Source organism: Bacillus sp. 11B20, from assembly GCF_056098985.1.
The window spans coordinates 1-25,181 of sequence record NZ_JBLZWZ010000002.1 but is presented as its reverse complement, the minus strand read 5'-3'; the positions used below and the strand labels follow the sequence as shown (position 1 = coordinate 25,181).

At 40.7% G+C, this 25,181-nt stretch carries 31 protein-coding genes and 1 rRNA gene; 1 reads left to right on the top strand and 31 read right to left on the bottom strand.

Features of this window, described 5'->3' with window-relative positions:
• Window positions 1-63: 63 nt before the first annotated feature.
• From ACN6NB_RS00265 to metG, 17 genes are all read right to left on the bottom strand, one after another.
• Window positions 64-294 carry an anti-sigma-F factor Fin family protein gene (locus tag ACN6NB_RS00265; protein WP_003217967.1) on the bottom strand — a complete coding sequence of 77 codons (231 nt, stop codon included), beginning with the start codon at window positions 292-294 and terminating at the stop codon, window positions 64-66.
• Window positions 295-349: 55 nt separating this feature from the next.
• Window positions 350-916 carry an aminoacyl-tRNA hydrolase gene (gene pth / locus ACN6NB_RS00260; protein WP_024425643.1) on the bottom strand — a complete coding sequence of 189 codons (567 nt, stop codon included), beginning with the start codon at window positions 914-916 and terminating at the stop codon, window positions 350-352.
• A 139-nt stretch (window positions 917-1,055) separates the two neighbouring features.
• Window positions 1,056-1,682: a 50S ribosomal protein L25/general stress protein Ctc gene (locus ACN6NB_RS00255; RefSeq protein WP_039175914.1), complete on the bottom strand. Its 627-nt coding sequence runs from the start codon at window positions 1,680-1,682 to the stop codon at window positions 1,056-1,058.
• Between the two features lie 137 nt (window positions 1,683-1,819).
• Entirely contained in the window at window positions 1,820-2,773 is a 954-nt protein-coding gene (locus ACN6NB_RS00250) for a ribose-phosphate diphosphokinase (RefSeq protein ID WP_024425641.1), read from the bottom strand.
• Window positions 2,774-2,795: 22 nt separating this feature from the next.
• Window positions 2,796-4,166: a bifunctional UDP-N-acetylglucosamine diphosphorylase/glucosamine-1-phosphate N-acetyltransferase GlmU gene (gene glmU, locus ACN6NB_RS00245; protein ID WP_144490962.1), complete on the bottom strand. Its 1,371-nt coding sequence runs from the start codon at window positions 4,164-4,166 to the stop codon at window positions 2,796-2,798.
• A 198-nt stretch (window positions 4,167-4,364) separates the two neighbouring features.
• Window positions 4,365-4,661 carry a septation regulator SpoVG gene (spoVG, locus tag ACN6NB_RS00240; RefSeq protein ID WP_008357439.1) on the bottom strand — a complete coding sequence of 99 codons (297 nt, stop codon included), beginning with the start codon at window positions 4,659-4,661 and terminating at the stop codon, window positions 4,365-4,367.
• A 224-nt stretch (window positions 4,662-4,885) separates the two neighbouring features.
• Window positions 4,886-5,263 (bottom strand): 2-iminobutanoate/2-iminopropanoate deaminase, encoded by a 378-nt coding sequence (gene ridA, locus ACN6NB_RS00235; RefSeq protein WP_024425639.1) that lies wholly within the window; start codon window positions 5,261-5,263, stop codon window positions 4,886-4,888.
• A gap of 38 nt (window positions 5,264-5,301) precedes the next feature.
• A complete protein-coding gene (purR, locus tag ACN6NB_RS00230) occupies window positions 5,302-6,135 on the bottom strand; it encodes a pur operon repressor (protein ID WP_024425638.1) in 834 nt (277 codons plus the stop codon).
• 55 nt (window positions 6,136-6,190) lie between these two features.
• On the bottom strand, window positions 6,191-7,060 hold the full coding sequence (gene ispE / locus ACN6NB_RS00225; RefSeq protein WP_144491851.1) for a 4-(cytidine 5'-diphospho)-2-C-methyl-D-erythritol kinase: 870 nt from the start codon (window positions 7,058-7,060) through the stop codon (window positions 6,191-6,193).
• A 145-nt stretch (window positions 7,061-7,205) separates the two neighbouring features.
• Window positions 7,206-7,391, bottom strand: a complete 186-nt coding sequence (locus ACN6NB_RS00220; protein ID WP_012008653.1) for a small, acid-soluble spore protein, alpha/beta type — start codon at window positions 7,389-7,391, stop codon at window positions 7,206-7,208.
• A 163-nt stretch (window positions 7,392-7,554) separates the two neighbouring features.
• Window positions 7,555-7,812, bottom strand: a complete 258-nt coding sequence (gene veg, locus ACN6NB_RS00215; protein WP_024425637.1) for a biofilm formation stimulator Veg — start codon at window positions 7,810-7,812, stop codon at window positions 7,555-7,557.
• A gap of 213 nt (window positions 7,813-8,025) precedes the next feature.
• Window positions 8,026-8,910 (bottom strand): sporulation peptidase YabG, encoded by an 885-nt coding sequence (gene yabG / locus ACN6NB_RS00210; RefSeq protein WP_024427198.1) that lies wholly within the window; start codon window positions 8,908-8,910, stop codon window positions 8,026-8,028.
• 134 nt (window positions 8,911-9,044) lie between these two features.
• The gene (gene rsmA, locus ACN6NB_RS00205; RefSeq protein ID WP_047203888.1) at window positions 9,045-9,923 is read right to left on the bottom strand and encodes a 16S rRNA (adenine(1518)-N(6)/adenine(1519)-N(6))-dimethyltransferase RsmA; all 879 of its coding nucleotides are present in this window, start codon (window positions 9,921-9,923) and stop codon (window positions 9,045-9,047) included.
• Complete coding sequence (gene rnmV, locus ACN6NB_RS00200) at window positions 9,916-10,476, bottom strand: ribonuclease M5 (protein WP_017359323.1); 561 nt, start codon at window positions 10,474-10,476, stop codon at window positions 9,916-9,918. Before rnmV ends, rsmA begins: the two co-directional genes overlap by 8 nt.
• Before the next feature lie 161 nt (window positions 10,477-10,637).
• A complete protein-coding gene (locus tag ACN6NB_RS00195) occupies window positions 10,638-11,840 on the bottom strand; it encodes a G5 and 3D domain-containing protein (protein ID WP_039175900.1) in 1,203 nt (400 codons plus the stop codon).
• 244 nt (window positions 11,841-12,084) lie between these two features.
• Window positions 12,085-12,852 carry a TatD family hydrolase gene (locus ACN6NB_RS00190; protein WP_047203886.1) on the bottom strand — a complete coding sequence of 256 codons (768 nt, stop codon included), beginning with the start codon at window positions 12,850-12,852 and terminating at the stop codon, window positions 12,085-12,087.
• 81 nt (window positions 12,853-12,933) lie between these two features.
• Window positions 12,934-14,934: a methionine--tRNA ligase gene (gene metG / locus ACN6NB_RS00185; RefSeq protein ID WP_144491846.1), complete on the bottom strand. Its 2,001-nt coding sequence runs from the start codon at window positions 14,932-14,934 to the stop codon at window positions 12,934-12,936.
• A 520-nt stretch (window positions 14,935-15,454) separates the two neighbouring features.
• Between metG and ACN6NB_RS00180 the strand changes: the two genes are divergently transcribed.
• Window positions 15,455-15,745: an AbrB/MazE/SpoVT family DNA-binding domain-containing protein gene (locus tag ACN6NB_RS00180; protein ID WP_087975202.1), complete on the top strand. Its 291-nt coding sequence runs from the start codon at window positions 15,455-15,457 to the stop codon at window positions 15,743-15,745.
• Between the two features lie 44 nt (window positions 15,746-15,789).
• Here ACN6NB_RS00180 and rsmI read toward each other — a convergent pair whose 3' ends face one another.
• The 14 genes from rsmI to rrf form a co-directional block, all read right to left on the bottom strand.
• A complete protein-coding gene (gene rsmI, locus ACN6NB_RS00175) occupies window positions 15,790-16,671 on the bottom strand; it encodes a 16S rRNA (cytidine(1402)-2'-O)-methyltransferase (protein WP_058838216.1) in 882 nt (293 codons plus the stop codon).
• Complete coding sequence (locus ACN6NB_RS00170) at window positions 16,646-16,945, bottom strand: GIY-YIG nuclease family protein (RefSeq protein WP_039175889.1); 300 nt, start codon at window positions 16,943-16,945, stop codon at window positions 16,646-16,648. Before ACN6NB_RS00170 ends, rsmI begins: the two co-directional genes overlap by 26 nt.
• Complete coding sequence (locus tag ACN6NB_RS00165) at window positions 16,932-17,675, bottom strand: tRNA1(Val) (adenine(37)-N6)-methyltransferase (RefSeq protein ID WP_039175886.1); 744 nt, start codon at window positions 17,673-17,675, stop codon at window positions 16,932-16,934. Before ACN6NB_RS00165 ends, ACN6NB_RS00170 begins: the two co-directional genes overlap by 14 nt.
• A gap of 55 nt (window positions 17,676-17,730) precedes the next feature.
• A complete protein-coding gene (yabA, locus tag ACN6NB_RS00160) occupies window positions 17,731-18,084 on the bottom strand; it encodes a DNA replication initiation control protein YabA (RefSeq protein ID WP_039175883.1) in 354 nt (117 codons plus the stop codon).
• Between the two features lie 14 nt (window positions 18,085-18,098).
• Complete coding sequence (ricT, locus tag ACN6NB_RS00155) at window positions 18,099-18,926, bottom strand: competence/sporulation regulator complex protein RicT (protein WP_024425628.1); 828 nt, start codon at window positions 18,924-18,926, stop codon at window positions 18,099-18,101.
• A gap of 2 nt (window positions 18,927-18,928) precedes the next feature.
• Window positions 18,929-19,918 (bottom strand): DNA polymerase III subunit delta', encoded by a 990-nt coding sequence (gene holB / locus ACN6NB_RS00150; RefSeq protein ID WP_039175879.1) that lies wholly within the window; start codon window positions 19,916-19,918, stop codon window positions 18,929-18,931.
• 11 nt (window positions 19,919-19,929) lie between these two features.
• Window positions 19,930-20,370, bottom strand: a complete 441-nt coding sequence (locus ACN6NB_RS00145; protein WP_039175878.1) for a YaaR family protein — start codon at window positions 20,368-20,370, stop codon at window positions 19,930-19,932.
• 12 nt (window positions 20,371-20,382) lie between these two features.
• Complete coding sequence (locus ACN6NB_RS00140) at window positions 20,383-20,712, bottom strand: cyclic-di-AMP receptor (RefSeq protein ID WP_024425625.1); 330 nt, start codon at window positions 20,710-20,712, stop codon at window positions 20,383-20,385.
• 79 nt (window positions 20,713-20,791) lie between these two features.
• On the bottom strand, window positions 20,792-21,430 hold the full coding sequence (tmk, locus tag ACN6NB_RS00135) for a dTMP kinase (RefSeq protein WP_064498585.1): 639 nt from the start codon (window positions 21,428-21,430) through the stop codon (window positions 20,792-20,794).
• A complete protein-coding gene (locus tag ACN6NB_RS00130) occupies window positions 21,427-22,836 on the bottom strand; it encodes an aminotransferase class I/II-fold pyridoxal phosphate-dependent enzyme (RefSeq protein ID WP_126681988.1) in 1,410 nt (469 codons plus the stop codon). Before ACN6NB_RS00130 ends, tmk begins: the two co-directional genes overlap by 4 nt.
• Window positions 22,837-22,911: 75 nt before the next feature.
• Window positions 22,912-23,976: a toxic anion resistance protein gene (locus ACN6NB_RS00125; RefSeq protein ID WP_144491845.1), complete on the bottom strand. Its 1,065-nt coding sequence runs from the start codon at window positions 23,974-23,976 to the stop codon at window positions 22,912-22,914.
• Between the two features lie 18 nt (window positions 23,977-23,994).
• Window positions 23,995-24,609 carry a 5-bromo-4-chloroindolyl phosphate hydrolysis family protein gene (locus ACN6NB_RS00120; protein ID WP_039175866.1) on the bottom strand — a complete coding sequence of 205 codons (615 nt, stop codon included), beginning with the start codon at window positions 24,607-24,609 and terminating at the stop codon, window positions 23,995-23,997.
• 128 nt (window positions 24,610-24,737) lie between these two features.
• Window positions 24,738-24,929, bottom strand: a complete 192-nt coding sequence (locus ACN6NB_RS00115) for a sigma factor G inhibitor Gin (RefSeq protein ID WP_024425620.1) — start codon at window positions 24,927-24,929, stop codon at window positions 24,738-24,740.
• A 171-nt stretch (window positions 24,930-25,100) separates the two neighbouring features.
• A 5S ribosomal RNA gene (gene rrf / locus ACN6NB_RS00110) occupies window positions 25,101-25,181 on the bottom strand; the annotation flags it as partial.

Here is a 25,181-nt window from a genome sequence, read left to right as displayed (position 1 = left end):
TCCTCCTCCCTGTTTGTTTAAAACAGAAAAACGCTTTGGTCTAATATCTACACCAAAGCTTTTTTATTGAATAAAAGTATGATACTGATGGTAATCAGGATTTCTTTCGAGCGCCTCTTGGCAATCCTCACAAATGGTTTGTACATGTAAATCACCATTTTCCCTATAAGAAATCATATCGTTTCTTTCCTCATTTGTTAAGTGATGAAATCCAAGTGCTTCACTTTGGACAGCGGATTCATCTAGACTGCCAACCTTTACACCACAGTGGCGGCAGTAATAATGCAAAGCCATACGTGATCCTCCCATGCTGAGATTTTATGATCAGTATGTGCTTTGCTTATCATTCTTATACCTTCTTGTTAAAATCATTCATCACTTCTAAAAATGGCTTTTTTAAAGCCGCTTCACAGGCCTCGACAGACGATTGAATGGCTGATGCGATGTCAGGCTGTTCCTCTTCTGAGAAACGTCCTAGTACGTAATCAACGACCTTCATGCCATTTTGAGGACGTCCAATGCCGATACGGAATCGGTCAAATTCAGGTGAACCTAAATGCTGAATCAATGATTTGATTCCATTATGCCCGCCTGCACTTCCTTTTGTACGTAAGCGAATTCGGCCAGTTGGCAAATCAAGATCATCATAGATCACTTTCAAATGTTCAAGGGGAATATCGTAATAGTCCATCAGCGGACGCACACATTCTCCTGATAAGTTCATATATGTAAGCGGCTTTACAAGTAGAACCTTTTGCCCCGAAACAAACCCAGTTCCAAATTGTCCATGGAATTTTGATTGATTTAAAGGAATGTCCCATTTTTTCGATAGTTCATCTATTGTCATAAACCCGACATTATGTCTTGTTTTTTCATATTCTTTTCCTGGATTACCTAATCCAACGAATGCAATCATGAAACCAATAACCTCCTTTATCACAAAGCACACGCCTAAAAAATGAGCCAATCAGATTGCCTCATGTAAAACGTATGAATTCTTTTCATTCTAGCACAAAAGACGCAACCGCGGGAGGGTTACGTCTCTAAATGACCAGTTATTCTCCATCGTCATCCTTTTCTTTAATAGCCTCAGGTTCTTGCGGCTCCTCTTCGCTATCTGGCTCAGGAACCTCTGATTGCTGAGGCGGCAGAATGGATGCAACGACTTCTTCTGGGTCGTTATTGATTTGATAAGATGACTGAACAGGCAGATCAGCAACTGTTAAGACATCATTGACTTCTAAGTTTGTAATATCAGCTTCAATATTCTGCGGGATATCTTTTGGTTTCGCTGTAACAGATAGTTCAAATAGTGGCTGCTGAAGCACACCGCCATCTTTTACCCCTTTAGACTCGCCAATCAGCTGCACTGGTACATCCGCGTCAATTTCACGCTGTAAGTCAACGACTTGGAAATCAGCATGGACAAGTTCGTTTTTCAGCGGGTCTGTTTGTAACTCTGTCACCATCACAGATTTCGTTTCACCACCCACGTCTAAGGTAATGATTGTATTCTTCCCTTCATCACGTAAGGTTTTTAATAAATCGATGCTGTCTAATGAAACAGCCAGGCTGTCTGTATTTTTTCCGTATATGACACCAGGAACGTGTCCTGAATGACGGATTTTTTGCAGTGTGGAACGTTTGAAATCAGTTCTTTTATTTGCTTTTAAAGTTGCCATATTCAGCACCATCCTATTTCTTTTTTGTCACTACTCTCATAATTACCCATAACCGAATCATTTTAAACATGTTTGCCTGTGATTGATGAAAGCAAAAAGACCCTAAGCTGATGCCTAGGGCCTTTTCCATAATAAAATTAGCTGAAAAGGTAGCTCACAGATTCTTCTTCATGTACACGGATGATGGCTTCTGCAAGCAAAGGCCCAACTGAAAGCGGAATGAATTTTCCAACTTTCTTGTCATCAGTTAATTGAATACTGTTTGTCACAACTAATTCTTTAATTTTAGAGTTTGTGATGCGTTCTACTGCTGGTCCAGACAATACTGGGTGCGTACAGCAAGCATAGACTTCAGCTGCTCCATTTTCGACTAGCGCATTTGCTGCAAGTGTAATGGTACCAGCTGTATCAATGATATCATCGATCAGAATAGCCGTTTTGCCTTCAATGTTACCAATAATGTTCATGACTTCAGCAACGTTTGGCTTCGGACGGCGTTTGTCGATAATTGCGATTGGCGCTTTCAGACGGTCTGCCATTTTACGCGCGCGTGTCACACCACCGTGGTCAGGAGACACAACAACGATATCATTCAAGTTCTTCTGTTCGAAATAGTTTGTTAAGATTGGCACAGCCATTAAGTTATCGATTGGAATATCAAAGAAACCTTGGATTTGCGGCGCATGAAGATCAAGTGCAATCACACGTGTAGCACCTGCTGTTTCAAGCAAGTTTGCAAAAAGCTTCGCAGTGATAGGCTCACGAGGTTTTGCCTTACGGTCTTGACGTGCATATCCATAATAAGGGATCACAATATTGACAGTTTTCGCAGAAGCGCGTTTGAGCGCATCCACCATAATGAGCAGTTCCATAATATGCTCATTGACTGGCGCACTTGTTGATTGAATAACATAACAATCACAGCCGCGGATACTTTCTTCAATATTGATTTGGACTTCACCGTCACTAAAGCGTTTAACAGAGCTCTTTCCTACATCAACTCCGATACGATCGGCAATTTCTTTGGCAAGTTCAGGGTTTGAATTCAAAGAGAAAATCTTTAAATTCGCATCAGCATAACGATTAGACATGGTAAACCTCCGGGTATTTGGATTATTTTTTATGAATATTTTTCACATAATCTTCTTTATTGACTTGTCTTGCTCTAGCAATAGACAATGCATCCTGCGGTACATCTTCTGTAACCGTTGAACCGGCTGCAACATATGCCCCTTTTCCGACAGTGACTGGTGCAACGAGATTTGAATTACAACCAATAAAGGCGCCGTCTTCAATCTTCGTTAAGAATTTGTTTTTCCCATCATAGTTGACTGTAATGGAACCACAGCCAAGGTTTACATCAGTTCCGACCTCTGCGTCTCCAATGTAGCTTAAATGAGATGCTTTGCTGCGGTCTCCGAAAACTGTTTTCTTGATTTCGACGAAATTCCCGATTTTCACTTCATCGCCAATTTTCGACAACGGGCGAATATGAGCAAACGGTCCAATTGTCACATCAACTCCAACCTCACTATCGCAGACGACAGATTGCTTAATGACTGTTCGATCTCCGATGATGCTGTCAACAATTTCAGTGTTTGGCCCAATAGTGGCGTCTGCACCGATTTTTACATTCCCTTTGATGACCGTCCCAGGATAAATAACTGTATCTTCACCGATGACAGCATCTGGCGAAATATACGTGTTCTCAGGATCAATCAAGGTCACACCATTCTTCATATGCTGATAATTAATACGTCGCTTCATGAATTGCTCTGCTTGTGATAGAGCGATACGGTCATTAACTCCAAGTGTTTCTTCAAAATGTGGTGTTTGATAAGCTGCAACTGTTTGCCCTTCATTTTTTAAAATTTCAATGACGTCTGGCAAGTAGTATTCACCCTGTGCATTTTCATTCGACACTTGCTCAATCACACGGAAGAGATCTTCATTTGAAAAGCAATAAGTCCCTGTATTAATTTCATTCACTTGACGCTCTGCATCGTTCGCATCTTTATGCTCCACAATTTTTACGACAGCACCTGTTTCGTCACGAATAATTCGGCCATAGCCTGTCGGATCATCCGCATGTGCTGTTAAAATAGTGACTTTCGCTTGATGTTTTTGATGCTCGCTTAACATGGCTTCCATTGTTTCCGCTGTCAATAATGGCGTATCACCACAAATGACAATGGTTGTTCCCTTTTCCTGCGCGAGGAACGACTTTGCTTGTTTGACGGCATGAGCTGTTCCCAGCTGTTCTTCTTGAAGTGCATACTCACTTCTGTCTCCAAGCTGCTCTTTAACGTCCTCTGCTCCATGACCGACAATCGTCACTAGCTTGGCTAAAGAAAGCTTTAACGCTTCATCTGCCACATGCTCGACCATTGGCTTTCCGCAAACTGGATGAAGTACTTTATATAGCTTCGACTTCATTCTCGTTCCTTTTCCCGCTGCTAAAATCACTGCGAACCGCTTATCCATTGATTGGCCTCCAATATCCCTATTATCCATAGAAAAATATATCCTAAATAAAGACTGATTTCAAGGATACAAAAGGAAGTACAATAATTTTCTAACAGATGAAAGACTTAAGAAACAAGAGAAAGAACGCAAAAAAGACAGCATTTAAAAGAAAACATTCATTTTCTCTTAAAGCCGTCTTTTTAGGTTTAAGTATGATTAAGAAGCTCCAGCTTCTTCATATTCAATTGTTTCTTCCTCTTCGCCTAAGCGATGATATTCATTTAATACAGCATCTTGGATTTTACCCCGAGTGCTTGAATTAATTGGATGTGCAATATCGCGAAACTCTCCATCAGGCGTGCGTTTGCTAGGCATTGCAACAAACAACCCATTGTTTCCATCAATCACACGAATATCATGAACAACAAATTCGTGGTCCAGCGTGATGGATGCAATCGCCCTCATGCGACCATCGGTATTCACGCGGCGTAATCTTACGTCAGTAACTTCCACAGTAGTTCACCACCTTTTCCCAATATAAAAGCATTACTTAGGTATTCAACGATCGTGGTGATTCTCCTGCTCTTTTTTTAAACTTTTTTTGAAATATCGGGATATTTATACATTATTTGTCATATTCGTGACGGCGCTTACATCCTCAGCATGAAAAAAGACATCATGATGATGTCTTTCCCTGCATATGATGAAACCAAACGGCTTTCATCGAGAGTGCCTGTTTATTTTACTAGTGCAACTACTTCTATTTCTACAAGCGCATCTTTTGGAAGTCTTGCCACTTCCACGCATGAACGAGCTGGCTTATGTGTATGGAAATACTCACCGTACACTTCATTCACTTCAGCGAATTGTTCCATATCTTTGATGAAAACAGTAGCTTTCACGACTGTTTCAAAGGAAGCACCTGCTGCTTCAAGAACAGCCTCAAGATTACGGAATACTTGATGTGTTTGTTCTTTAATATCTCCATTAACAAAATCTCCAGCTGGGGTTAATGGAATCTGCCCTGAGCTGTAAAACATGTTATTGACAATAATTCCTTGAGAGTAAGGTCCAATGGCTGCTGGTGCATGTTTGGTTTGAACAACTTTTGTCATATCAATCTCTCCCATTCAAATACATGTTTGATCAAAGCTTACGCTTTCGAATGAAAAAACTCGTGGAAATTGCCTTCATTGATCTCAATGATTTTTTGTTTCATATCAATAGTTGAAAGCTTTAACAACGAGACATATTCATCGACAAGACGTTCATCTACGCCTTCATCTTCTAAAAGAACACCGATCCCTGCAACATTTGCATTAAATTCCTCAAGCAAATTCATCATGCCGTTAATGGTTCCGCCCGCTTTCATAAAGTCATCAATGATCAACACATTGGAGCCTTTATCTAAGCTGCGCTTTGCAAGGGACATGGTTTGAATTCGGTTAGAAGAACCTGACGCATAATTAATACTGACAGTTGATCCTTCGGTTACCTTATTATCTTTTCTAACGATCACAACAGGCACATTTAAATAACCCGCAACAGAATAGGCAATCGGAATCCCCTTTGTCGCAACGGTCATGACGACATCAATCGCACGGTCCGCAAAGATGGTCGCAAACAGCTTACCGATTTTCGCAAGAATCGATGGATTGCCTAAAACATCGGTTAAATATAAATAACCGCCAGGAAGTACACGTTCAGGAGTTGATAATGCCTCTCCGATATCGTTTACTACGTCATCTGCTTCTTTTAGGTGAATTTTTGGAATATATTTCACTCCGCCAGCAGCGCCAGGTACAGTAAGCAATGTGCCGATTCCCTGCTGTTCGAAGGTCTGTTTGATAATCGTTAAGTCTTCACTAATGGAGGACTTTGCAGATTGATATCGTTCTGCAAAAAAAGTTAAAGGTACTAGTACGTGCGGGTGGGCTAACAAATAATTTGTTAAGTCCACCAATCTGCCGCTTCGACGAAACTTCATGAACTTACCCCCAGAACCCGAATAATTTATGAATAATATAACTTAATATACGGATTTAATCAAGGGCATTTTGTTCGCCGATCATGCGGACAGCGTATACTTGATCACAAAATCCTCTCAGTCCGTTATATATTCTTTGTACCTTCGATTCATATTGAATCAGGCCAAATACAGTTGGGCCGCTTCCACTCATTAATACAGCATCAGCACCGAAACGCTTCATCTGTCTTTTGATCATATCTACTTCCGGATACATCTTTAATGTCACAGACTCCAGAACGTTACCGAGTGAGCCGCACATCTCTTTATAATCTTTCGCTTCAATGGCTTCGATCATACGCTGTACATTTGGGTGTTCTACTTTGCTTGCGTCATATTGTCTATAAACTTCAGCTGTAGATACCCCAATCACCGGCTTCGCTAAAATCACCCAGCAATGCGGCGGTGTCACAATATGCTTCAGTTTTTCTCCACGTCCTGTCGCTAGTGCTGTGCCTCCGTGTACACAAAAAGACACATCTGAGCCGATCTCCGCTCCAAGCTCAGCTAGTTCATCTAACGTGAGATTTAACTTCCACAAACGGTTTAAACCGCGAAGCGCTGCTGCAGCATCACTGCTGCCTCCAGCTAAACCTGCTGCAACAGGAATTGCTTTTGTGATGACAATCGATACCCCTTTTTGAATACCGAACCTTGTTTTGAGTAATTTAGCCGCCTGATAAGCCAAGTTACGCTGATCATCTGGCACAAATCGATTATGAGATGATACACGGATTTCATCTTTGTCCAGCTCCGTCAGCTCAAGTCGATCTGCAAGGTCTATTGTTGTCATCACCATCTCCACTTCGTGATATCCATCCGGTCTTTTTCCATGTACATCAAGTGAGAGATTAATTTTTGCCGGTGCTTTTTCTAAAATACGCAAACATTTCACCTACTTCTCCATCTAAACATAAGTATCAATATTGTATCACATTTGATGGATCTGATGAATATTGGCTTTTACGCCCAGCACACTGACTTTTTCAACAAAAAAGCCAGAGACACCCGAGGTATCCCTGACCATTTTTCTATCGTTGATTCTCATCCTGAGCCATGTGCTGCTGAGCTAATTCGATGGCACGTTTGACCATATTACCTGCGTCACGTGCACGAATTTCTCCCCAGCCTCCATTTTTGACGGTATCATAAAATCCAAGATCCTTCGCCAGCTCGTATTTGAACTCATCTGACATAATGCCTCGGCGTCTACCCAAACGAAACAGCCCCTTTAGTCGAGAATTCGAATCAGTGCCACTGCTTTTGTGGCTTTCTTATTTTGTATCGAATCCTTTCTTTTACCCCTTTCAAAAAATGGACAGACTCCCATTCAGAAAAAAAGGCAAAACAAAAAGCAGTAAACAAAAAGTTCACTGCCCATTAATAGGCGACTGAGCTAGCGGCATCATCGAACGTTAATTCGACCGTCTCAGTCAGTATATCTGCATAACTGTAAGAAACTCTTTCAAACGAATTCTCATCTTGATCTAATTGAATCACAAATACAGAAGGGTACGTTTCAGCTAAAATGCCCGAACGCTCAATTGTTTTACGGCGGCCTCCGTTAGCCTTTAACGTCAAACGTTTACCTAAGTTACCATCAAGCGATCTTTTGATGTCGGACAAAGTCTTCGCCATTGCATCCACCTCACTGAGATAATTATACAACAACGGCCCATTTTTGTCAAATAAAAATTAAATTATATCAACCAACACGAGCCATTGTCAACAAAATAATTTTGACAAACTTCTACCTTTTCTCCTCCCTATTTTTCTCAAATTCCGGTGAATTATGTATCCATTTGAAATTTCTTTTTACACATAAAAAAAACCTGACTGAAATCAGTCGGGTTATGTCGATTCATGGTCTTTTTTATATGGCATACCTACCCTTAAAACACCCTTCGTCTCGATGCCTCCGAGACCTTTTTCTCTTGTTAATGTATTACGAAGCACATCCCACACATTGATTCGATCTACAAATGGAGTGAAGCTGATCTTCGCAACGATATAGACGGGGTCGAGCGCATGGATGTTCACACGTGAAGGTGAGCTTGCAAAATTGGCACCTGCTTGAATCAATGATTCGAAATGAGATTGACAGGCGCCCGCAAAGATCACAAGCTGATCTAAATGAGGAATTTTCTTTCTTGCTTTTTGAACCGTTTCAACGAAATGACGAGAATGGCGATAAGCACCGATATCATTTACGCCGCCCTTTTGCTTGGAATACGCATCATGCCCTGTAATGACCAAAATATCAGGCCGATATTGATCAAGTAACGAGTCGATCACGCTTGGCATTTTCTTCTCATGACAATGCACTCCGTACACAGGCACACCAATTCGTTCATATACATCTAAGCATTTCTTTAAGTATGAAGCATCTCCATCTAAATGAAGGACCTTTCCAGGCATGTGAAAATACTGCTCCTGATGCTGATATTGTCCAGAAGTATAATACTCTTGTTTTTCACGCAGCAGCTGATAATCCTGTCTTAGTAAGTCGAGCGATTCATTAATCTTCCGTTCGTCGTCCTTCTCCCTTGTCAGCTGCTCCTCTTTTTGAATCAAGACGAGATCCGACATCTTAGCATCAGCAATCAGCCTCACTTCATTCCCATGCAATATGGCAGTGGCTTCGTGCTGATCTGTCTCATCAATTCGAATGATTCGAAACATAATATCCATTTGATAGGATGCCCTCGTCACCATATCTCCTATTTGAAATTGCATGCTTTTCACTCCACAATCAGGCTCATATCCTGTTGGTATCGTCTTGCCCTAAACATATTCATCTTTCATATGTGCTGTTCTTTCTAGCCTATGCCTGAACAGTTGAAGTGGTGAAGAACAAAAGAAAAAAGCCCTTACGATAGGGCTTTTTGTAAAACATTCGACAATCTGGCAAATTCCTCAATGGATAATGATTCTCCGCGGCGCTTTCCATCAATATCTGCTGTTTGAAGAGCTTCCTCGATGATCGCTTTATGTTTTTTTCCATCAGGAAAATTGTTCATCAAATTATTCATCAATGTTTTCCGGCGCTGGCCAAAGCTCGCTCGGATCAATTGAAAGAAAAACGCATCATTTTCTACTGAGACAGCAGGCGTTTCACGAACAGTCAGCTTAATCACAGCCGAATCAACATTTGGCTGAGGAACAAAAACCGTTTTAGGCACAACCATCACCGTTTTTGCTTCCGTATAAAATTGAACTGCGATAGACAATGAATTGTATTCCTTTGATGAAGGGATAGCTGCCATACGATCTGCTACTTCTTTTTGCAGCATGACCACGATCCCTTTCAATGGAAGGTTTTCTTCAAGCAATTTCATAATAATCGGTGTTGTCACGTAATACGGAAGGTTGGCTACGACCATCACTTCTTTACAGTCAGCAAAATTTTCTTCGATGACCTTTCTCACATCCGCCTTTAATACATCTTGATGAATAATCGTGACATTATCATATGGAGAAAGCGTATCGTTTAAAATAGGCAATAAACGCTGATCGATTTCAAAAGCGGTGACTTTCTTTGCACGTTTAGCGAGCTGCTCTGTCAATGCGCCGATACCAGGCCCAATTTCAATGACGCCGGTCTCATCTGTAACCTCTGCGTGATCGACAATGCGATCTAAAATATTTGTATCAATTAAGAAGTTCTGCCCTAAGCTCTTTTTAAAAGAGAAACCGTACTTCTTCAGTATTTCCTTCGTTCTGACGGGTGTCGCAATATCTTTATTCATCGGCTTCCTCCTGCATGACGGTCTTTAAGGCCGCAATAAAATCATGTTTGGTTATTTGGAACATGTGAAGGCGCTTTTGCAGCTGCTTCGCATTGGTATATCCTATATTTAAAAGCACTCCTAGTCGTTCGCGGCGGCGTTTCGATGCTTCGCCTCCGATAAGGCCTGCGTCAAATAAGTCGTCTAATGTAATGTCACTTTCCGATTCTTCCATTTCTTCATGGACATGGGCAAGACATTCACGAATACTGTCCAAGGAAGCATGCTCGACACCAATTCCTTTATCCCGCTTCGCCTTCGCAAGATGCTTTGGCAAAAAAGCGTGCTTACAGCCAGGAACCGCCTCTGCGATGGTTTTACGGATCTTCTCACCAGGAAAATCAGGATCTGTTAAAATAATGACCCCTCTCGTCTCCTGAGCAAGACGCACTTGTTGTATGACTGTATCGCCAATGGCAGATCCGTTTGTTTCGATTGTATCTGCATCAACCGCCATCTTCACTCTGGCAGTGTCATCACGACCCTCCACCACAATGATTTCTTTGATTTTCATGTATTCCTCCGCTTGCAAAAACAATCTACATTTTTTGGTTAAAAAAACGAAACCTTTCATGCTGTTTTTGCGTCTAATTAATTAGAAAACAGTGCTTCTATTATAACCAAAAAAACAGAGGGTGCGCAAAGCCCTCTGTTCATATAAATGATTTGATGTGTTTATTTGAGCACTCTAATTTTCACTCGTTTATTTCCCCATTGATAAGCTGCCGACTTACTTGGGACGAACACATCAATTTTATTCCCTTTTATAGCAGATCCAGTGTCTGATGCAACGGCATAACCATAGCCTTCCACATACACTTTTGAGCCCAGCGGAATGACACTCGGATCAACTGCTATGACCTTTGCACCCGGATTCGCTTTTAAATCAAAACCTGTAGACGTTCTGCCCGTACATCCAGCACAGCTCGCTGTATAGGCTGTTGACGCCACATAAAATTCTTTTCCTGAAGACTCATTGCTTCGTGAAACCACAGGGGACGCTGTAGGCTCCTTTTTGGTCACTTGTGTACCAATAGCCACTAAACGGTCCTTACTATCTTTTTCGGTCACTTCTTTAATCAATTCTTTAGACACCACTTTGCCGTTTTCTTTCACAATGGCATAGTGCTTCTTCAATTTACCTTCTTCACCTTTTTTAAGTACCTTCTCTTTCCCTTTTTCAAGAGAATGGTCCTTTTTATGTTTGGTATCAAAAGCAATTTTCTCTTCCACTACATCGGTGACTTTTTCCACCCGAGTGATCTTTATATCTGCGCTCTTTTTAGAAAGGTTACTATGTAACGCAGGCTTGATCTTATCGTGCTTCTTGAGCTTCAGCTCTTGTTGCTTTAAAAAGTCAGCGACCGTAGTCGAAGTGGTCCACACTTTTTTATCTTTTCCTCCATCATTTAAGCTGACCTGGAAGGCCTGCTGAACCACAAGCTTCATATCCTTTGTTAACTTGTCATTCTTTCCTGGAGTGACTTGATCGTGCTTCCCGATATCTATCTTCTCATTCTTCAATAATGCTCCAACCGTCTGATCTGTTGTCCATATCGTTTTCTCTTTCCCATCTAGGGTCAGATGAACCGGTATAGCCGCATCATACACAATGTTCATGTTGTCTTGAATCTTTGTATTTAGACTTGGAGAGATATGATCCTCCGCCTTGGTCCTTATGCCAAGGTCTGAAAGCAGCTGTGCTACTGTCTCTTCATGTGTACGAATTGTCTTCTCTTTACCATTGATTGAAATGGTAATAGACTGCTTAGTGAGCTCATGCGCACCGTAAGCCGTCCCAGTTCCAGCTAAAAGCAAGCAAACAACTAGTAATAAAACCTTGCCTTTTCCTAGCTTAACAGAAAACAGATTTTTCATTTTTTGTACGATGAAAAACGCCTCCTTCTCCTCGGAGAGATTATATAGAGTATCTCAAAACCTGTCAACCCTTCCACCCACTGTACAAAAATGCTCGATTGTAAACCTATTATGGGAGATTTATGGAAAGAAGGGAAGAAAGACTTATCGACAACTTATCCTATGAGGAGGCGCAAACGTGTAGAACTTTTTCGTTATGTTTCACAATTGGACAAGCTTAAACAAGGATTGACATCATATACTGTCAGTTTATACGGAAAACTTTTTTTGCATTTTTTGTTGTCAATTCGGCAAGCTCTTCAAAGCTGATTTCTCTCAGCTCCGCAATTTGTTCTGCGATATATTTGACATAACTTGGCTCGTTACGTTTCCCCCTAAATGGTACTGGCGTTAAGTATGGGCAGTCTGTTTCAATCAAAAGCCGGTCACTTGGTATCTCTTTTACAACTTCTTTTGGCTTTTTGGCATTTTTAAATGTCACGGGTCCACCGAATGAGATGTAAAAATTCATATCCATACACACTTTTGCAGTTTCTAAGCTGCCCGTAAAGCAGTGCATAATACCTCCAACCTCAGCTGCTCCCTCTTCCTTTAAAATCGTCACGACATCTTCCGTTGCGTCACGGTTATGAATAACAATTGGAAGATTCACTTCCTTCGCAAGAGCAATTTGGCGTCTAAAGACTTCCTTTTGTACATCTTTTGGTGACTTGTCCCAATAGTAATCCAGACCCATTTCTCCAATCGCAACCACTTTTTCGTGTTGAGATAAATCTTTAATCCAAGCCAAATCTTCATCTGTCATATCAATAGCATCGACTGGATGCCAGCCGATAGCTGCATATATGAAATCATACTCTTCAATTAATTCCATCGCTCTCGTAATTGTCGGACGGTCAAACCCCACCACCACGATTTTCTCAACTTTTTCGCTTTTCGCTCTTTCGATCACCTGCTCTAAGTCTTCCTTATATTGTTCTGCATTCAAGTGGGCATGTGTATCAAATAACATTGTTGATTGCTCCTTTCGACAATTCTCCTAAAAAACAAAAGGTGTTCGACGAAATGTTACACGTGGAACACCTTTGTTGATTTATAAAATTTTTGTTCCATTTGCTAGAGATTGATCTACTTCAAGAACCTGCAATTTCCCGCCTGTTTCCCCAGTTAAAATCATTCCCTGGGAAATTTCCCCTCTGAGTTTAACTGGTGTAAGATTCGCTACGCAAACGAGCTTTTTCCCTACTAATTCTTCTGGTTGATAGTGTTTGGCAATCCCTGAGACTATTTGTCTTTTTTCAAATCCAAAATCAAGCTGAAGCTTTAAAAGACGATCCGCTTTTTTCACTGGGGCTGCTTCCAAAACCTGTGCGACTCGAAGATCGACTTTCGAGAAATCATCAAATGCAATTTCTGCTCCCAGCTCAGGTAATTCCGTTTCTTCGATATCCACTTTCTCTTCTTCTACCTTAGGTGCACTTCCCTGCATTTTTTCTTTAATGTAGGATACTTCTTCTTCAACCTCTAAACGCGGGAACAAAGGCTCGCCTTTTTGTACCGTCGCATGTTGAATTGCACCAAATGATAGGATACTATCCCAGCTTTTGAGCTTCTCTTCTTCAATTCCAAGCTGGAAGAAGATTTTCTCAGGTGTTTTCGTTAGGAATGGCGTTAAGAGGACTGCTGTGATTCGAAGTGATTCTGCTAAATGATACATAACAGAATGCAATTCTTTTCGTTTTGTTTCATCCTTTGCCAGCACCCATGGAGCTGTTTGATCAATATATTTATTGGTTCTGCTGATTAATGTCCAAACATTTGAAAGAGCCACAGAGAATTCAAGGTTTTCCATCGCCTCTTCATAGGCTTTGACGGTTTGCTCAGCGACTGCTTTCAGCTCTTCATCAAACTCATTAACAGGGCCCTTATAGCTGCTTAAAGTGCCGTCAAAATATTTTTGGACCATCGCAACTGTACGATTAAGCAAGTTACCTAAATCATTGGCAAGGTCATAGTTTACACGTTCCACGAATCCTTCTGGTGTAAACACACCATCCGCACCAAATGGTACTTCGCGAAGCAGATAATAACGGAGGGCATCGAGGCCATAGCGATCAATTAATGTGACCGGATCTACCACATTCCCTTTTGATTTAGACATTTTGCCATCTTTCATGAGCAGCCAGCCGTGTGCGAAGATTTGCTTCGGTAGAGGCAGATCTAATGCCATCAACATAATCGGCCAATAAATCGTATGGAAGCGTACAATTTCTTTTCCTACGAGATGTACGTTGGCAGGCCAATATTTTTTATATTTCTCATCTTGATCTGTTCCATAGCCAATCGCAGTTAAATAGTTGAATAACGCATCAATCCATACATAAATGACGTGTTTTGGATTGTTAGGAACTTTAATTCCCCAATCAAAGGTTGTTCTTGATACGGCTAAATCCTCTAAACCTGGTTTAATGAAGTTATTAATCATTTCATTCTTTCTTGATTCAGGCTGAATAAACGATGGATTCTTTTCGTAATAATCGAGCAAACGATCCGCATACTTACTCATACGGAAGAAATATGATTCCTCTTTAATTAATTCAACAGGGTGTCCGCTGTCAGGACTTTTCCCGCCAATGACTTCCCCTTTCTCATTACGCTCAACATCAACAAGCTGTGTTTCCGTATAGAATGTCTCATCAGGAATACTGTACCAGCCCTCATATTGATCTAAATAAATATCGCCTTGATCAAGAAGTTTTTGGAATACCTGCTCGATGATTTTCGTATGTCTTTTTTCTGTTGTACGGATGAAGTCATCATTCGAAATGTCGAGTTTCTTCCATAATGATTTAATGTCTTCAACGACTGGATCTAAATACTCGATTGGTGTGATATTTTGTTCTTCAGCTTTTTGCTGAATTTTTTGTCCGTGCTCATCTGTACCCGTTAAATACATCACATCATAGCCTTGAAGACGTTTATAACGAGCCATAGCATCTCCTGCTACTGTCGTATAAGCATGTCCAATATGTAATTTTCCGCTCGGATAGTAAATAGGTGTTGTCAGATAAAACGTTTTTTTCTTTTCTGGCATGTCGGAACCTCCTGCGTGTGTGTAAATGTCAAAAACTCCCGCCCAATGGACGAGAGCGGTTATCATCATTACATGAAAATGTGTCAGATCAATTCATTTAATTTTGCACTTGTGCTTTCTCTATGATACCATCTTAGCCTTTAAGATCAAGCATATATACATAGAACGAGATGAAATGATCGAAAAAGATGAGTTTTTCGAAAAAAACGACAAACCCGTCGACATTTTGTCGAATATTGTCGTATGAAATCTATTTCCAGATTTACAATTGGCTAAATTAGGGCAAAAGTCTTGTTAATCTGAACTCGTCATTTCTTATATTTTCATAGAAAAAGCCTACAAAATCCTTATACATCAGTAGTTTCAAGGTCTTTTGACTTTAAGAGTCATATTTTACAAACAATAGTAAACAAAATGATTGACGATTTATGGAAACCTTGTTATGCTAGGAATGTAAGGAATTTGTCGAATAATGACGAAGATAATATTATTTTAGTAATAAGAACTTTTTGGGAGGAGAATGAAGATGAAATCTACAGGTATTGTACGTAAAGTTGACGAATTAGGACGCGTGGTGATTCCAATCGAACTTCGCCGTACGCTAGGAATCGCTGAAAAAGACGCTTTGGAAATTTATGTTGATGATGAAAAAATTATCCTAAAAAAATATAAACCAAACATGACTTGCCAAGTAACAGGTGAAGTATCAGACGATAACCTTAAACTTGCTAATGGTAAATTAGTTCTTAGCCGTGAAGGTGCAGAGCAAATCATTAACGAAATCCAAAACCAACTTCAATCACAAAAATAAGTTTCATATAAAAAGGTTCTTGCACCGTTTGCAAGAACCTTTCTTTATTGTTCAATATGATAGGCATCGTATATCGTGCGCTTTGGCACACCACGTTCGACAGCTGTACGTTTAATGGCTTCCTTCGACGTTAATCCTTCCTCTATGTAATGAATCACATGTTCTTTTTCAGATAAGGACGTCCACCATGCTTCTTCATTCAGCTCTTCTTCAGCTTGATCATTTCCTTGCACTACAAGACAGAACTCACCTCGAATTTGATTCTCCGCAGCCCATGTCAGCACAGATTCTAAATCCCCACGAATAAACTCTTCGAATTTTTTCGTTAGTTCTCTCGTAATGGCGATGTTCCGATTTCCCCACACTTCCTTCATCAAAGTCAGCGTTTCTTTTAACCGATGAGGCGCTTCATAGAAAATGATCGTTTCTTGGCGTTTCTTCAAGGCTTCAAGCTGCTTTTTCTTTTCTTTTTTTTGACGGTCGAGAAAACCATAAAAGAAAAATGGCTGAGGCGCGATTCCTGATGCAATGAGTGCCGTTAGTGCAGCATTTGCGCCAGGTAACGGAATGACATAGCCTCCGATGCTAGTAAAATCTCGTACCACTTCAGCCCCTGGATCTGAAATCGTCGGTAAACCAGCATCACTCACGAGCGCGATACTTTTTCCTTCTTTTAGCCATTCGATTAACTTGTGGCCACTGCTGTCTTTGTTATGCTCATGATAACTCGTTAAGGGTGTATCAATTTCGTATACATGACAAAGCTTTTTCGTTTGCCTTGTATCTTCTGCGGCAATATAGTCTACATCTTTTAACGTTTGTATCGCTCGGAACGTCATATCTTCTAGATTTCCAATCGGGGTTGGGACGAGATAAAGAATGCCCATGTCAGATTGACCATCAAAGCTTTTCTGTGTCTTTTTCATGTGCCGCCTCCTTTTCCATTCGCATTTCTTCTATATACATGTCTTTCTTTTTCCGTGTCCACGTTTTGAAACGATATTCTTGCTGCATGGCTTCTCTTTTGGTTGCAAAACATTCATGATAAAAAAGCTCAACCGGCCGTCTCGCTCTTGTATACTTTGCTCCTTTTCCACTATTGTGGGTCATCAATCTTTTTTGTAAATCATTTGTATAACCCGCATACAGGCTGCCATCTGCACATTTTAATACATAGAAGTAATGATTATGCTTCTCCATACAGTATCGTCCTGATTTCATCTGTATACTCCTGGTCTTCTCTATAAACAAAAAGAGGCGGGAGAATTTTCAGATCTGGTTTTCCATCTTTTATGCCCTCTACCAAGATGGTATTGGCTTCTTTCCCTTGTTTGGGATAAACAAATTGAATACGTTTTGGCTCAATTCGGTATTTCTTCATTAATTCCACAATCTCAAGCAGCCGTCCTGGTCGATGAACCATCGCCAGTTTCCCCCCTTGCTTTAGCAGCGTGGAAGAAACACGAATAACATCTTCTAATGTACAATGAATTTCATGCCGGGCAATCGCCAAGTATTCATTTTCATTGATTTCATCCTTAGAAGGTGTTTTAAAATATGGCGGGTTACATGTAATCACATCAACTTTATGGTTGCCGTAGCGTTCCGGCATATCATTCAAGTCACCATGAATCAATTCGATCTGGTGCGCAAGTTGATTATACTCCACACTTCTTTTTGCCATATCAAACAACCGTTCTTGAATTTCAACACCCGTAATCGAGGCCTTAGATCGAGTCGAAAGCAGCAATGGCACAATGCCATTTCCGGTACAAAGGTCAATGATTTCCCCTTTTTGGATTGGCACATAAGCAAATTTAGCTAATAACACTGCGTCCAATGAAAAGGCAAACACAGTTTTACTTTGAATAATCTTCATATCTTCGGCGAGCAGGTAATCTAAACGTTCATCTTCTCTTAACGAAACCATGATGTATCCTTTCTTTTCCTGTGAAAAAGGCTTCCGATTCAGCGGAAGCCTTTTCTCATTTTTTATTTAAAAATGACAGACAGAACAAACAGTCTCCCTCTTTACGAATGCTCCCATAATGTACATTACAAATATGGAAGCCCTCCTGATATAATCGGGCCAGGTTATCATGACCTTCTCCTATATCAGAATGACTTGCCTTCTGGGCAGAATCATTCTCTGCCTCAGACGATTTGTCTCGATCGGACTGATCCAGACGTTCACGCAAGTGCTGATTCTCCATCTGCAGCTGATGATTTTCTTCAATCACTTCACCGATATGATTTTTCAAATCACCTAACTGGCGATAAAGAGAACCGATTTGTTCTTCTAAATTAATCACCGTATCAAATAGTTCCTTTTTATCCAAGGTGGCACACCTCGTTACTCAGTTGTTTGTGCAGATACAACGCCTTCTTGTAATAATTCTTCCCATGTATATTCTATCACTTTTTCTTGCCCGGTTAATTCAACTTGCAAAATTCGTTCTAAAATATTGAGCCCCACTACCTTTGCAGAGCCATTAGACGTCTGAATCGTTTCGCCGATATCCGGTAATTGTTCCTTCGCTGTTTCATACTCATCATTCTCATATTTCAAGCAGCACATCAAGCGGCCGCATAGTCCTGAAATTTTTGTAGGATTTAACGATAGATTTTGGTCCTTTGCCATCTTAATCGACACTGGTTCAAAATCTCCTAAGAATGTCGAACAGCAGAGCATTCGCCCGCAAGGACCAATGCCTCCAAGCATTTTTGCCTCGTCTCTTACACCAATCTGGCGAAGTTCAATTCTCGTTTTGAAGATTGATGCAAGATCCTTCACTAGCTCACGGAAATCAACTCTGCCATCTGCTGTGAAGTAGAAGATGACCTTGTTGCGGTCAAATGTAAACTCAACATCGACCAGTTTCATTTCCAGCCCATGTTCACTTACCTTCTGAAGACATGTATCAAAGGCTGTCATCGCTGCTTCTTTGTTTTCCTCAACGATGAGCCGGTCTCGTTCGTCTGCTACACGAATGACTTTACGCAGAGGGAGAACCACATCGTGTTCATCTACTTTTTTGTTGGCGATGACCACTTGTCCGTACTCAACCCCTCTGACTGTTTCTACAATGACACAACTATCATTTTCTATATGAAATCCATTAGGATCGAAATAATAGATTTTGCCCGCTTTTTTAAAGCGAACACCAATTACGTTGTACAAGCTTATCCCTCCTGCAACATCAACACCAATTGCTCCATCAGCCCTTGGGCATTCACGTTGGATTGAAGTCTCTTTTTCGCTTCTAATACAGCAAGGATCTGGCTGGTCACCATCTGCTGTGTGGAATGCAGCGCATGCTGCTTCATTGTCTGGAATAAGTCTTGATAAATGACTTTATCTTCATTTCCTATTTGAATCGACAATACATCACGATATATAAATAAAAGCATATCCAGACCTGTTTCTTGAAGGTCTTTCTCTTTGAAAAAAGGCATCCATTGATCCTGTATATAAAAAAATGCATGTTCTTTTCGCTGGTGTAAGACTTCATACAATTTTATCACTTTCGCTCTAGACTCTGCAAACTGATCATTTCGACTTAATTCGAGTGCTTCTGCTAAATTATTGGTTAAATTCGACAAAAGCCTTGCGAGATGCTGAGATACGCCTTCTTGTAAAAGCTGCTGCTCCAAGGATTGTGGCTGCAGCGGCTGAAAGCTGAGCATCTGACATCTTGAAATAATCGTATCCAGCATTTTATGCGATTGCTCAGTGATTAAAACCGCCATCGTTTCCCGATTGGGCTCCTCTAGGAACTTCAATAAACTGTTCGCGGCATTGACCGTCATTTTGTCCGCATGAAGAATAATATACATTTTCCGGTGAGATTCTACACCCGCTTTTGTAAATTCCTCCTGCAGTGCCTGCACTTGTGCCTTCTTAATTGATTGTCCGTCAGGCTGCACAAGATGTAAATCGGGATGGTTTCCTGATGCAATCCTTTTGCAGTTTTGACAGGATTCACATGGTTTCACTCCTGATTCCAAACAAAAAAAGCTCTTAGCCATCAGCATCGCTGCATCCAGCTTACCGGTTCCTTTTTTCCCTTCAAATAAGTAGGCATGCGCAAGTCGGTCTTTTTCAATACTATTAAAAATCAGCCGCATGACGCGCGGCTGCAAATCATTCATGTCATCCCAGCTAATTGCCATGTTATCACTCTCTATGTGTAAAGGTTAATCAATAAACCTTTTATTTCTCCAATACGTTCAAGCAAATCAATAGATGGTTTCTCTTGGTCCATCATTTCCTCGGTTAATTCAATCAGCTTCTCATCTAAGGCTTTGACTAAAGCAAGTGTACGTGTGTTGCCATAAATGTCAAAGCTCCTTGATGTTTCTATATTTAATCCATTATCGACTGTCTCTTTCACAAAGCGCTTCACCAGTCCTTTAAACCTAGCCAAATCCTTTAGGTTTCGTGACTTCGCTAGCTTTTTACCGAACACTTCGATATCACTGAGCATGACCGTCAGCTGTTCTAAGCGCAGTTTGCCGCTTTGCGTCTCCATCGAAGCTTTAAAGGAAGCAGATGTTTGGTTTCCTTTCAATGCTTGAAGTTCACGCTTTTCTAGACGCAGTCGCATATCTTGATTAATTTTCACAGCAACCCATCCTTAAAATTGATGAAATTGTTCAACTGGCAGAATAAAAACAGTAGCTCCGCCAACTTCAACCTCAACAGGGTATGGTACGTATGAATCTGCATTTCCACCCATTGGGGATACAGGCGCGATCATTTGATCACGTTTACGGCAATTTTCTTTTATAAGCTGTAATGCTTTATCCACTCGGACATCATCACAACCAATAATAAAAGTCGTATTCCCAGACTTTAAAAACCCACCAGTTGAAGCTAATTTTGTCACGCCGAAATGATGTTCAGTCAATATTTTCAACAACTTGCTGCTATCTTGGTCCTGTACAACGGCAACAATTAATTTCATTTGATTGGCCTCCTTTATTTTAGGCACAGATGACATGCCGATGTCTTCCTCTATATTATAACAACGATTGGGAATTAGGTCATATTTGATTTTGCTTTAATGTGTCCTGAATTAATTGGAGGACTTCTTCATAGACAGCCTGCATCGGCTGAGACGCATCCACTACACGGAATCGTTCTGGTGATTGTGCAATAAGCAGTTCATAGCCTTCTCTGACCAGCTGGTGGAAATTCAGCGTCTCCATGTCTAATCTATTCTTTTCTCTTCCCTGGTTGGCATCAATTCGCTTTAGCCCTTCCTCAGGTGTAATAGAAAAATAAATGGTCATTTGCGGCATCGTGCCATTAATAGCAAAATCGTTAATTGATTTTACTGCTTCAATCCCAAGCCCTCTCGCATAGCCTTGATAAGCAAGGGAGCTATCAACAAAACGATCACATAAAACTGTCTGCCCGCGCTTTAATGCCGGTTCTACCTTCTCAGCCAAATGCTGCCTTCTTGCGGCTGCATATAGCAAAGCTTCTGTTTTCGCGTCCATTTTTGTGTTTTTTTCATTTAAAATGACTTCACGAATCTGTTCTGCAATGTCAATGCCGCCAGGCTCACGTGTCGCCATCACTTCATATCCTTGGCGTTCCATTTCTTCATACACTTTTCGAATCACTGTCGTTTTTCCGGCACCCTCTGGCCCTTCAAACGTAATAAACATACCGCTCATAGTGTCTCCTCTTCTATATAAACATATAATTTTCTCTGATGAATCACCTGACTCGCTTGAACATGAACCTGATGTCCAAGCAAACGGCTTAAAGCCGCGATTTGATCGCTTTCAATACATTCTCCCTTAACGATCAAAGGAATACCCGGTGGATAAGGAATAACCGATTCTGCACTAATCCGGCCTGCTGCATGTTCAAATGGGACGGCTTCTATATCCTCTCTATGCTCATTGTTTTCAATAGCCAGTGCCTCTCTTTGGATATGATCTTTTCCTTTGAGAAATGCATTGCTTTGATTAAGGGCCTGCTCTATTCGGTTAAAAGGAATATCCTTCTTCTGTTCTAAACCAAAGACAAGTAAAACCTGATGTTCGTCCGCAAGCTCTGGGTGAACCTCCACTGATTCAAGCACTCGTTTTAGTTCATAACCCGTCAGCCCTTTTGTTGATCGAATCACACATTTTAATGGATCGTTAAAAAGCAATTCAGACTGGACTACTTCAAGCTGAGGTATACGGTTGAACTCATTTTTCAGCTCTGCCAGCCCTTTCATCATTCCATCCAGGATCTCTTTTTTCTTGATCTCCTCGACATAGGCCCTTGCCACATCTAATGAGGCCATAATTGGATAGGATGGAGAACTGCTTTGAAGCATCGTGAGGAATGTTTTCAAACGTTTTGCATCCATTCGTCCCCCCTGAAGATGAAGGTAGGAACCCATCGTCATGGCTGGAAGGGTTTTATGTGCTGATTGTACCACCACGTCAGCTCCATAGGAAAGAGCAGATGGAGGAAAAGCGCCGCCTAATACAAAATGTGCACCATGTGCCTCATCAACCAAAACGATCATGCCTGCTTCGTGGCACATGTGAATCAGTTTTGATAAATCAGCTGCATGACCATAGTAGTTCGGATAAGTCAAAACGATCGCCCGGCAATTAGGATGTTTGGCTATGGCTTTTTTGACTGTTTCATCTGTCACATGTGTTGGAACATGTAGATGTTGATCTATCTCAGCTTCTACCATAATAGGCATTGCTCCTGCAAGCTCAATCGCATGGTAAACAGACTTATGACAATTTCGCTGGACAAAAATCTCATCTCCCGCACGACAGGCTGTCATCACCATCGCTAAATTTCCGACAGTTGTCCCATTCACAAGGAAAAAGCTTTGATCTGATCCATATAGCTTTGCCAATAAATGTTCAGCCTCTTGAATCACACCAGTTGGATGATGAAGATCATCTAATCCTTCAAGCTCTGTTACATCCAGCTGAAGAATTGAGTCATAATAAGTCCGTGCCTCATCAAAAAAGACATCTCCATTGTGATGTCCTGGAACGTGGAAAGAATAAGGTTTCTTTTCCGCATGTTGTACTAATGCTGTATATAAAGGTGTTTTCAAACAAATCGATCCTTTTCACTTTCGATATCTTATGTCTATTATAACGTTCATACAAGGGAACCGAAAGATGGATTCTCATTCCTTTATTGGCTGGTGATTTGTCAGCTGCTGTTCTGCCTCAAACATGCTGTTTTTCAATTGAGCACGCTCTTGGCTTCCATGCTCTTTCACCTGTAACGTTTCCTGTAAGGTTTCTGCTAATTGGCGTTGAACCTTTTTCAACGTATCTATAGGTGCAAAAGCTGCTTCTTCAAGAAGTTCTCCCTGTTGCTTTGATACCTTTTCGTATGTTTTTTGGATACGATTCTGAAGAGCTGAATTGGCACGCTGCTGAATATGCGTTAACGCAATCGACATTTGGTTGATCCATAGAGGAATGGATGCAGAAACAGTTGATTGAATGTGATTGGCCAATGTATGATTCGTATGCTGGATCATTCGAATTTGGGCATTACATTGCAACGCAATTTGCCGGCTTAACAGCAAATCATATTTCCGTTCCTTCAACCTCTCCATATACTCTTCTGCATTGAATTCCTGACTCATCAATTTCTCCTCTATAGTCCGATTACCAATATGCTGCGTTTCTGATATGATCTGCTTTTCTAAAGTTGTCATTTTCGCTTCAACTGCTGCAACCTGCATCGTCATCTCTTGGAAATAAGTTTGATTTTCTTCAAATAAACGCTCTAATAACATATGATCCGAGATTAATCCGCCTTTTGCATAACGAAGTCTTGCTGATAATCTCTCGATCTGTGATTTTGCATGTTGAAAACGCGATATGATTTCCTGAGTAGAACGCTTCTCCCGCTGAAACAATTTCAAAAAAAAGCCCTGCTTCTTTGGCAGTAAATCCTCAGGTTCTACTATATGCAGCTGGTGCAAAAAGGCCTCAAGCACATCTCCTATTTGATCGATATCTTTTTTCTCAACATATTTCATCATTTGTTGTGATTGTTCCAATAATCGTTCCTGAACACGTGTACCATAGAAAAGCAGCTTTTGCGGATTGTCAGGGATCTGCTCGGCACGCTGTATGGCTTCTTGTTTCTCCTCATCAGATAAGGTATCAAACACCCGAAACTGAAGATCTGTAGTGGAAGCAGTTGATGATCGGATGTGATCTTCTGGTTTCATTGCGTTTGACTCCTTTCATTATTTCTTTATCATTTTATCTGCCACTTCAAGCTCAATATGAAGAGCTTCTATGTCTCTTCCTAATACTTGCTGCAAATCATTCGTCAATTGCTTTTGCAGCTCTGTCAGCGTCACTCGAGTTTGGCTAAGTGTCATTTCCAGCTCATGACTGCGATCAGGCTGATTATACAATAGTGCATATTTTTCAGTTAGTTCAACAACAGAATCCAAGCTTTCGAAATAAAAACGCTGTGCATCATAAAACCGGTTCGGCTCTTTTTTTGTAATCGTATAGATTCGTCGTGCAAGTCTGAGAATTTCATAATTATGTTTGATCGTTTGTACGTTTTTCACAGCAAATAAAGCTTTCTTTAAACGTACAAGCTTTTGTCCTGCTTCTTTTAAATGCTGTTTGATATATACATAATCACTACGAGACAGTCCGTGTTTCTTTAAAAACAACTGGAAAGCAACCCATCTGCTCCCTGCAAACATCACGCCCCACCCTATCATCGCATACAGTATCGATAATCCAACATGATGATGGAAAACCCCAATACTGACGGTTAAAATCACAAGCGAAAAAAAAGTAGAGAGGATGGCCCATATAAATGTATAAAAAATTGATTTCATGTTCATCGACTCCTATGAATAATCAGGCTCTCTGTTTATCTTATTATTAATTACGGATGATGTCCAAACTAAGTTCCAAAAAACAGGCCCAATCCTTCATGGCTCATAAAAAAAGACCATCTAATGGTCTATGAATACAAAGGCGGCGTATGAAGATTTTTAAGCTTTCTAACATAATCGGCATAGCTGGGATCCGAGGTCGATGTAGAAATTAACTTTCGCTCACATTCTCGGCACAAAAACTGATGATATAAATAAATTCCCTTTGTTTTTTTCTCTTCACAAATCAAACAAATCGCTTCTCGCTCTTTTTTGCTCATTGTGACACCTCCACTTATAGCTTCAGTATGCCCTAGCGCTTTCAATTGTATACAAAATTAAGAATGTTTTAGATGGTAGTTTAGTATATGTATCCATGTCAGATCGAGTGTTTGTTCCTTTTCTTAAAAAACAAAAAAGACCAGTTCCAAATGGAACTGATCCTGATAGAAGCTTGGCGGCGTCCTACTCTCACAGGGGGAAACCCCCAACTACCATCGGCGCTGAAGAGCTTAACTTCCGTGTTCGGTATG

Excerpts from the sequence above, each read along its gene's own strand:
- ACN6NB_RS00265 (WP_003217967.1), bottom strand. The coding sequence starts at position 294 with ATGGCTTTGCATTATTACTGCCGCCACTGTGGTGTAAAGGTTGGCAGT.
- pth (WP_024425643.1), bottom strand. The coding sequence starts at position 916 with ATGATTGCATTCGTTGGATTAGGTAATCCAGGAAAAGAATATGAAAAA.
- ACN6NB_RS00255 (WP_039175914.1), bottom strand. The coding sequence starts at position 1,682 with ATGGCAACTTTAAAAGCAAATAAAAGAACTGATTTCAAACGTTCCACA.
- ACN6NB_RS00250 (WP_024425641.1), bottom strand. The coding sequence starts at position 2,773 with ATGTCTAATCGTTATGCTGATGCGAATTTAAAGATTTTCTCTTTGAAT.
- glmU (WP_144490962.1), bottom strand. The coding sequence starts at position 4,166 with ATGGATAAGCGGTTCGCAGTGATTTTAGCAGCGGGAAAAGGAACGAGA.
- ridA (WP_024425639.1), bottom strand. The coding sequence starts at position 5,263 with ATGACAAAAGTTGTTCAAACCAAACATGCACCAGCAGCCATTGGACCT.
- purR (WP_024425638.1), bottom strand. The coding sequence starts at position 6,135 with ATGAAGTTTCGTCGAAGCGGCAGATTGGTGGACTTAACAAATTATTTG.
- veg (WP_024425637.1), bottom strand. The coding sequence starts at position 7,812 with ATGGCGAAGACTTTGTCCGACATCAAAAGATCGCTTGATGGTAACTTA.
- yabG (WP_024427198.1), bottom strand. The coding sequence starts at position 8,910 with ATGCAATTTCAAATAGGAGATATGGTGACGAGGGCATCCTATCAAATG.
- rsmA (WP_047203888.1), bottom strand. The coding sequence starts at position 9,923 with ATGAATAAAGATATTGCGACACCCGTCAGAACGAAGGAAATACTGAAG.
- rnmV (WP_017359323.1), bottom strand. The coding sequence starts at position 10,476 with ATGAAAATCAAAGAAATCATTGTGGTGGAGGGTCGTGATGACACTGCC.
- ACN6NB_RS00195 (WP_039175900.1), bottom strand. The coding sequence starts at position 11,840 with ATGAAAAATCTGTTTTCTGTTAAGCTAGGAAAAGGCAAGGTTTTATTA.
- ACN6NB_RS00190 (WP_047203886.1), bottom strand. The coding sequence starts at position 12,852 with ATGTTATTTGATACACATGCCCACTTGAATGCAGAACAATATAAGGAA.
- metG (WP_144491846.1), bottom strand. The coding sequence starts at position 14,934 with ATGCCAGAAAAGAAAAAAACGTTTTATCTGACAACACCTATTTACTAT.
- ACN6NB_RS00180 (WP_087975202.1), top strand. The coding sequence starts at position 15,455 with ATGAAGATGAAATCTACAGGTATTGTACGTAAAGTTGACGAATTAGGA.
- rsmI (WP_058838216.1), bottom strand. The coding sequence starts at position 16,671 with ATGAAAAAGACACAGAAAAGCTTTGATGGTCAATCTGACATGGGCATT.
- ACN6NB_RS00170 (WP_039175889.1), bottom strand. The coding sequence starts at position 16,945 with ATGGAGAAGCATAATCATTACTTCTATGTATTAAAATGTGCAGATGGC.
- ACN6NB_RS00165 (WP_039175886.1), bottom strand. The coding sequence starts at position 17,675 with ATGGTTTCGTTAAGAGAAGATGAACGTTTAGATTACCTGCTCGCCGAA.
- holB (WP_039175879.1), bottom strand. The coding sequence starts at position 19,918 with ATGGCAATTAGCTGGGATGACATGAATGATTTGCAGCCGCGCGTCATG.
- ACN6NB_RS00140 (WP_024425625.1), bottom strand. The coding sequence starts at position 20,712 with ATGAAATTAATTGTTGCCGTTGTACAGGACCAAGATAGCAGCAAGTTG.
- tmk (WP_064498585.1), bottom strand. The coding sequence starts at position 21,430 with ATGAGCGGTATGTTTATTACGTTTGAAGGGCCAGAGGGTGCCGGAAAA.
- ACN6NB_RS00125 (WP_144491845.1), bottom strand. The coding sequence starts at position 23,976 with ATGAAACCAGAAGATCACATCCGATCATCAACTGCTTCCACTACAGAT.
- ACN6NB_RS00120 (WP_039175866.1), bottom strand. The coding sequence starts at position 24,609 with ATGAAATCAATTTTTTATACATTTATATGGGCCATCCTCTCTACTTTT.
- ACN6NB_RS00115 (WP_024425620.1), bottom strand. The coding sequence starts at position 24,929 with ATGAGCAAAAAAGAGCGAGAAGCGATTTGTTTGATTTGTGAAGAGAAA.